The organism is Streptomyces sp. NPDC002730 (assembly GCF_042888805.1).
Lineage (GTDB): Bacteria > Actinomycetota > Actinomycetes > Streptomycetales > Streptomycetaceae > Streptomyces.
Genome location: NZ_JBIAQG010000043.1, coordinates 1 through 7,491 on the forward strand (window position 1 = coordinate 1; position 7,491 = coordinate 7,491).

At 64.9% G+C, this 7,491-nt stretch carries 4 protein-coding genes and 2 pseudogenes; 5 read left to right on the forward strand and 1 reads right to left on the reverse strand.

What is annotated here, in order from left to right; genetic code table 11:
- Positions 1-531: 531 nt before the first annotated feature.
- Together ACFYXH_RS42045 and ACFYXH_RS42050 are read left to right on the forward strand one after the other, a co-directional pair.
- Complete coding sequence (locus tag ACFYXH_RS42045) at positions 532-2,316, forward strand: reverse transcriptase domain-containing protein (RefSeq protein ID WP_389575051.1); 1,785 nt, start codon at positions 532-534, stop codon at positions 2,314-2,316.
- A 106-nt stretch (positions 2,317-2,422) separates the two neighbouring features.
- Positions 2,423-3,247: pseudogene (locus ACFYXH_RS42050) on the forward strand (transposase); the annotation flags it as partial.
- 90 nt (positions 3,248-3,337) lie between these two features.
- Here the strand turns inward: ACFYXH_RS42050 and ACFYXH_RS42055 are convergent.
- Positions 3,338-3,754: pseudogene (locus tag ACFYXH_RS42055) on the reverse strand (transposase); the annotation flags it as partial.
- Between the two features lie 85 nt (positions 3,755-3,839).
- On the opposite strand from ACFYXH_RS42055, the gene ACFYXH_RS42060 reads away from it, so the two are divergent.
- The 3 genes from ACFYXH_RS42060 to ACFYXH_RS42070 all read left to right on the forward strand — a co-directional run bounded on the left by ACFYXH_RS42060 (position 3,840) and on the right by ACFYXH_RS42070 (position 7,315).
- Positions 3,840-4,118 (forward strand): transposase, encoded by a 279-nt coding sequence (locus tag ACFYXH_RS42060; RefSeq protein WP_389575060.1) that lies wholly within the window; start codon positions 3,840-3,842, stop codon positions 4,116-4,118.
- Between the two features lie 616 nt (positions 4,119-4,734).
- A complete protein-coding gene (locus ACFYXH_RS42065) occupies positions 4,735-6,327 on the forward strand; it encodes a beta-propeller fold lactonase family protein (protein WP_389575054.1) in 1,593 nt (530 codons plus the stop codon).
- Positions 6,328-6,391: 64 nt separating this feature from the next.
- Positions 6,392-7,315, forward strand: a complete 924-nt coding sequence (locus tag ACFYXH_RS42070) for a peptidase (protein WP_389575057.1) — start codon at positions 6,392-6,394, stop codon at positions 7,313-7,315.
- Positions 7,316-7,491: the final 176 nt, after the last annotated feature.

Below are 7,491 nucleotides of genomic sequence, written 5' to 3' on the forward strand. Positions count from 1 at the left end.
AGCTTCGTTGCCTGTGGTCTCGCGCCCTCCTGGCATCGTCACACCGCCGTGACCTGCACACTCACGAGATCACCAGGACTTTGCAATCGCCCTGGGGGACCGCAGCATGCCAGGAAATCGATGACCGGGCTCAGGTATCAGAGACGGGGTATCGAGGGACCCGCGTGACATGGCGAAAGCTGGATTGCCTGAACCCAAATCCCCAGAAGACTGAAGGTCGAGTCCGCCGGAAAGATATCTGAAACCGGCGCCGTGCCCTGCGATGGCTTTGTGCCATGGCCAACGCAACCTCTGGAGCACGGAGCGATGCCCAACGAGGGCATTCAAGGGGATGAGTTGGGCGCCTACATCACGCTATGAAGTACGACAAGGACGAACATGGGATCGCCTAAGGGAGGAGACCTTCCTATGGCGACGGAGGCCCCGTAGTAGTCGCCGGAGTCACGACCGGCCAAGGAGGACGGGAAAGCCGTCCACATCGGGCGAAGGGGGCCAGGTGATCGGACACTCACGACTCGGGAGGTATGCGAAATGCAGAGCGCCGAAACGGTGTTGAGTGTCCTCCGTGAACGCGGCAGGCGTGGTCTGCCGTGCAATGAACTGTATCGACAGCTCTTCAATCCGCAGTTGTATCTACTGGCTTACGGACGTCTGTACTCCAACAAGGGAGCGATGACACCTGGAGTCAATGGGGAGACCGTGGACGGCATGTCGCTGGGCAAGATCGAGCACGTCATCGACGCGCTGCGCCACGAACGCTACCGATGGAGCCCGGCCCGAAGGGTCTACATCCCGAAGGGGCGGGGCAGCACGAAGCTGCGGCCGCTCGGCCTGCCTCCGTGGAGTGACAAGCTCGTCGGCGAGGTGATCCGCCTGCTGCTTGAGGCGTATTACGAACCGACGTTCTCCAACTCATCTCACGGTTTCCGTCCCCACCGGGGCTGCCACACCGCACTGCGCCATGTGGCCAACACCTGGACGGGGACAGCCTGGTTTGTTGAAGGAGATATCGCTCAGTGTTTTGACCGGCTTGACCACTCGGTCATGCTCCGGATTCTGGGTGAGAAAATCCATGACAACAGGTTCCTTCGGCTGATGCGTAACATGCTCACAGCCGGATACATGGAGGACTGGGTCTGGAACGCCACGCACAGCGGGAGTCCGCAAGGCGGAGTTGTTTCACCGATCTTGTCGAATATCTATCTGCACAAGATGGATGAGTACGTCGAAAAGGTTCTGATCCCGGAATACACCCGGGGAGGGATCAGGAGGCGGAACCGCGCCTTTCACCGGGCGTGGACAGCTATGCAACGCGCGCGCAAGCGCGGCGACCGCGCCGAGGTGCGGGAGCTGCGCAAGCAATTTCGCAGCATGCCCAGCATGGATACTCATGATCCCGGCTACCGGCGGCTGCGATACGTGCGTTATGCCGATGACACCCTGCTCGGGTTCGCCGGACCAAAGGTAGAAGCTGAGGAAATTAAGAGACGTCTGGCGCAATTCCTGCGTGAGGAACTCAGGTTGGAACTGTCGCCGGAGAAGACCCTCATCACGCACGCCCGCACCCGGGCGGCGAGGTTCCTCGGCTACGAGATCACCGTGCACCATAACGACCGCAAGATCTCTGGCGGACGGCGCTCCGTCAATGGGGTCATCAGATTGCGCGTCCCTCGTTCGGTGGTATCTGCCAAGCAAGCCCAGTACATGAAGCGCGGCAAACCCGCGCGTCGGCCCGAACTGCTGAACCAGGACGACCACGTCATCCTCAGCACCTACGGGTCCGAGTACCGCGGCATCGTCCAGTACTACCTGCTGGCCGGCGATGTCTTCCGACTCGCCCGGCTGCAATGGGTCATGGAGACCTCGATGCTGATGACGCTCGCCAACAAGCATCGCTCGTCGGTGTCGAAGATGGCTCGCAAGCACGCGGCCACCATCGAGACAGCGCACGGGCAGCGCAAGTGCTTCGAGGCCCGCGTCGAACGCATCGGCAGGAAACCGCTGGTCGGACGGTTCGGCGGGATCCCGCTACGACGGAACAAGAAGACGGTCATCAACGACCGTCGGCTGGCCCCGGTCAACACCAAACGCAAGGAGTTGGTCACCCGGCTCCTCGCCGGACGGTGCGAGGCATGCGGACGGATCGACGAGGTGGAAGTCCACCACGTCGCCAAGCTCGCGGACCTCGGACGACCAGGCAATCGGCCGCCGTGGGCAGATCTCATGACCACGCGACACCGCAAGACCCTTGTGGTCTGCGGGACTTGTCACGCGGACATCCACGGCAAGAGACCCGTCGCAGCACTCACGGAGTAGTCACTGGAGAGCGATGTGCGGTGAAAGTCGCATGCGTCGTTCGGGCTGGGGGCCGTTGGAAAAGGACCTGCTCAGCAGGCACCTCGCCAACGGCCCACCAGTACCCCTCTGGCGAAATCTCTGCGAGAAAGTCCAGCTCGAGGTCCGCGCGCACGCCGGATGCTGGGCCACCATCAACCCGCCACGCCCCGGCGGAGTACGCGAGCAGACCACCCGCGAACGCTGGAGCAGGGTCCACAGTCTCCTCGGCCAAGGCGTCGGCCTGCTCGACTGCTCCCGCCGCCTGGGCGTGGCCCTGAACACCGTCAAACGCTACGCCCGCATGCCCGAACCCCAGACCCTGCGCATCGCCCCCTCCTACCGCCCCACCCTCGTCGATCCCTACCGCAACCACCTGCGCGAACGGCGCCAGGCCAACCCTGCCGTGCCCGTCACCCACCTGCTGCGGGAGATCCGCGAGTTGGGCTACACCGGCAGCGCCAACCTGCTGGTCCGTTACCTCAACCAGGGCCGTGCTGAAGGCGACCGCCCCGTCACCACCCCACGTCACGCCAGCCGCCTCCTGCTTACCGACCCCGAAAACCTGCGCCCGAAGGAAACGACCCTGCTGGAGAAGATCACCGCGGCCTGCCCGGAGATGACCGCACTCGCCCATCTCATACGAGGCTTCGCCGCCCTGCTGAAACCGGCCGAGGGCAACGACGTGAAACTCACCGAGTGGATCGCAGCGGCCCGCACTGTCGGTCTGCCCCACCTGCGCAGCCTCACCAACGGTCTCGAAATCGACCGACCCGCCGTCAACGCTGGCCTCACCTTGCCGTACCACAACGGCCGAACCGAAGGCGTCAACACCCGCACCAAGAGGATCATGAGACAGATGCACGGACGCGCCGGATTCGACCTCCTCCGCCACCGCATCCTCCTGCCCTGACGCACCCGGCGTCACCACCGACTACGGGACAGAGCCATGAATCAGGCTCTTACAAGATTTTCGTAGCTGGTGATCGTGAACCGGGATGGATCAGTTGAGCAGGATGCGGTGACGCAGGAGGGGGAAGCCGGCGCGTCCGCACATCTGACGTTTGATCAGTTTCGTCTTGGTGTTGACGCCTTCGGTCCCGCCGTTGTGGAACGGGAGGGTGAGTGCGTTGTTCACGGCTTGCTGGTCCCGTTCCAGGCCGCGGGTGTAGGCGTGCAGGTGGGGCAGGTCGTCGTCGCGGACCTGGGAGATCCACTCCTCGAGGTGTCGGGTGTTGTCGGCGGCGGGAGTGAGCAGGGCGGCGAAGGAGCGGATGTGCCCGGCCAGGGCGGTCGTCTCGGGGCAGGCCCCGGTCAGCGCTGCGAGGAGCTCGCGGTCCTTGTCCTTCAGCTGGTCGGGGGCGGTGCAGAGCAGGCTCTTGAAGCGGCGGGGCGAGACGGCTGGGCGGTCGGACTCGGCCGAGCTCGCGGCCGGCAAGGTCCGTGACGGCGGGCTGAGGCTGATGGGCGAGGGCGGGCTGCTGGTCGAGCTCACGAGGCATCTGATGCAGGCCGCCGTCGAGGCGGAGATGGATCTGCACCTGGCCGAGGAGGCCGGCCGCACCGGCGGCCGCGGCACCCGGTCCGGAGGCAACGGCCGCAACGGATACCGGCCGCGGAAGGTGATGACAGAGGTCGGCGCGGTGACGGTGCAGGTGCCACGGGACCGGCTTGGCCGGCTGGGGGATGAGATGAGGCTATCGAGGCCCAGGACCAGGCCGCCAAGGAGCTGCCGGCGACGTTGCCGAGGTTCGCCACGCACTTTGAGATGCACTGCGGGCTGACGCTTGCCCGATCGGGCGACCCTCGAGGTGGGACGGCTTATGCTCGCGCAGCTCTGGAAGCTCTGCCTCCCGACAAGCACTCGCTCACCCTGCGGTTGCTGATGGCGGAGATCGAACAGTCCTAAGCCGCGTCATAGGATCAGCGGCCGGACCCCCGGCGCCCCGCATACAGGCACCCTCGCGCCGCTCACGGCGTCCGGACTCACAGCGCGCTTCCCAGTGTGGCGCGAGTTCCTCGATCGACACGCCCAGATGTTGGCGTGCGATTGCACAGAAGGAAGAAAAGGAAGAATGAGACATCGCCGCGCGGGCTTGCGAGGGCTCCACACCTCAAGAACCCGCGTGGCCACCCTCATGTCGCGGCTCGCCCACGATCAATCGCGGGGGCAGCCCGTTATCGCGACCGCGCGCTTGACCTCGTCAAGCGCTTGGCCGCGGAGATCGTTCACGAGCTTCGTCATGAGATTCGGGAATCAGCACCGAGCGGGGCACTGGCTGTTCGGCAACCGGCCCCTCTGGAAAACCTGTGCATCCATTTGACATATAGACAGAAGAAAATGGACACGAAACGGACTACCCGAACTAATGCGAGTGTCACGGCATATGCCTTCATATAGTGATCTTCGAGTCATCGCGGATGATCTCGGCGCCAGCGCATGCGGGCGTCATCATCGTGAACGTGGAGGTCCTCGTGTTCGGACAACGGGCTCATCAGCCAGAAATGGCTGATCGCCTCGCAGGGCGGCCTGGGAAACGGCACCGACCCAGCTTGCGGTGGACCCGCCAGCGGGCGGCCGCCTTGGGCTTGGTGGCGGCGGCTTCGGTGATCTTGCCCATGATCACCGCGCCTCCTGCAGCCGCGACGCCCTCGGACTTCCTCTATGTGGCCAACTCCGCCAGCGATACGGTCTCGGTGATCAACACCACCACTGACACCGTGAGCGGCGCGCCCATCACCGTCGGCGACAGTCCCCAAATCGTGGCCATTGTCCCGAACGGCACCAAGGCCTACGTCACAAACGTCGACAGCGACGACGTGTCGGTGATCGACACCTCCGACAACAGCGTCAGTTCCACCATTACTGTCGGCGACCGGCCAGTAGGGGTAGCCGTCACTCCCGACGGCGCCAAGGCCTATGTCGTCAACCAAAGCGACGGCACCGTCTCGGTGATCGACACCACCAACGACACCGTGGTCGGCGCGCCGATCACCGTCGGCACAGGCCCGTCGGAGGTGGCCGTCACTCCCGACGGCGCCTTCGCCTACGTCACCAACAGCGGCTCGGACAATGTGTCCGTGATCAACACCACCACTAACACCGTCTCCGCCACCGTCGGCGTAGGGGACGCTCCCCAAGGGGTGACCATCACCCCCAACGGCGCCAAGGCCTACGTCACAAACGTGAACGCCGGCACCGTCTCGGTGATCGACACCTCCGACAACAGCGTCGGTACCCCCATCACTGTCGGCTCAGACCCACAAGAGGTGGCCGTCACACCCAACGGAGCCAAGGCCTATGTCGTCAACTACAACTCGGACAGCGTGTCCGTGATCAACACCACCACCGACGCCGTCGCCTCCACCATCACCACCAACATCGGTGACGGTCCCCGTGGGGTAGCCGTCACCGCAAAGGGCGCCAAGGCCTACGTCACAAACGCCACCAGCAACAACGTGTCGGTGATCGACACCGATACCGACACGGCCAGCGCCACCCTCCTCACCGTCGGCGGTAGTCCGGTAGGAGCGGCGGCCTCCGCGACCCGGGAGGACACGGTGGTCACGTTCGAGGTCACCCCCACCGACGGCCTGACCATCACCGTTCCCGCCACAGCCGCATTGAGCGCGGCCGCTCCGGGCGGGACGGCCACCGGCCAGCTCGGCAACGTCACGGTGGACGACCAGCGTTCGCTGGCCGATGCCAGCTGGGTGGCCATCGCCTCCCTGACCACTGACTTCACCACCCCTGGCGGCAGCCCCATCTCCGGCGAGGCCGTCACCTACACACCCGGAGATCCCGTTGCTGAGGTTAACGGGCCGTTCACCGCAGGCACGCCCGGAACCCTCGCCGCCCCCCGGACCGCCCACAGCAAAGTGGGCGGTTCCGGTAACAACACCGTCACATGGAACCCGACCCTGGACGTCGCCGTGCCCGACGACGCAGTCGCTGGCACCTACACCGGGACGGTGACCCATTCTGTGGCTTGACAAGCCATCTCGCCGGATCTCCAGCCTGATCGCCGCTGCGGCCCTCGCCGCAGCGGCGCTCGGCATGAGTGGGCTCGCGCCGGTCGGCGTCACCTCAGCGGCAGCCGCGGACACGGAGCCGGAATTCTTCGGAATCCGGCTCCTCGAAGCCCCCGTGACCCGGCGCGCCGACCCGCGCGCACGTACCTACATCGTCGACCACCTCAATCCGGGCGCCACCATCCAACGACGGATCGAAATCTCCAACAAGTCGTCAGTCCCACGTCGCATCGACCTGTATGCGGCCGCCGCCTCGATCACGAACAACGGATTCACTTTCGCCCCGAAGCGCACGGCCAACGAACTGACTCAGTGGACAAGAGCCAAACCCGGCATGGTGAACCTGCGCCCGCACTCAGTAGCCGAGGCGGAGATCACGATCAATGTGCCAAGGACCGCGCAAGCCGGAGAGCGCTACGCCGTCGTGTGGGCCGAAAACAGCGCGGCAGCGGATGCCACCCACAACGTCGCCAGCATCCACCGCGTGGGGGTGCGGATCTACTTGGACGTCGGGCCCGGCGGAGAGCCCGTCTCCGACTTCAAGATCGAGAAGATGAGGGGCACGCGTGACAAAAAGGGCCGCCCCAGCGTCACCGCCGTCGTACGAAACCTCGGCAGACGAGCAGTGGACCTGAGCGGGACACTCGACCTACGCGATGGCCCCGGCGGAATCAGCGCAGGCCCGTTCCGGGTACCCCCCAGCACCACACTCCCCCCGCACGGAACGGGCACCGTCACGGTTCCCCTTCAGCCACGATTGCCCGACGGCCCCTGGAAAGCCAAGATGAGACTCCGCAGCGGCACAGTGGAACGAAACGCCACAGCAACCGTGACGCTTTCCAAGGAGGCCAAATCCCGCACACTCCTCTACGCCGGACTCGGAGCCGCTGCCCTGGCCGTCATCGGACTCACCCTGGCGGGCCTGCGACGCCGTCGGCGAACCGGCTAGTAGTGCTTCGTGAGGTCTGCCTGAGCCGCACCGCGTTTTCCGGACACCGTTTTTGGGTGTGTTCTATGCCGCGAGCTGCATGCAGGGCGATTGCAAAGTCCTGGTGATCTCGTGAGTGTGCAGGTCACGGCGGTGTGACGATGCCAGGAGGGCGCGAGACCACAGGCAACGAAGCT

Coding starts and splice junctions, on each gene's coding strand:
- ACFYXH_RS42045 (WP_389575051.1), top strand. CDS start 532: ATGCAGAGCGCCGAAACGGTGTTGAGTGTCCTCCGTGAACGCGGCAGG.
- ACFYXH_RS42060 (WP_389575060.1), top strand. CDS start 3,840: ATGCAGGCCGCCGTCGAGGCGGAGATGGATCTGCACCTGGCCGAGGAG.
- ACFYXH_RS42070 (WP_389575057.1), top strand. CDS start 6,392: ATGAGTGGGCTCGCGCCGGTCGGCGTCACCTCAGCGGCAGCCGCGGAC.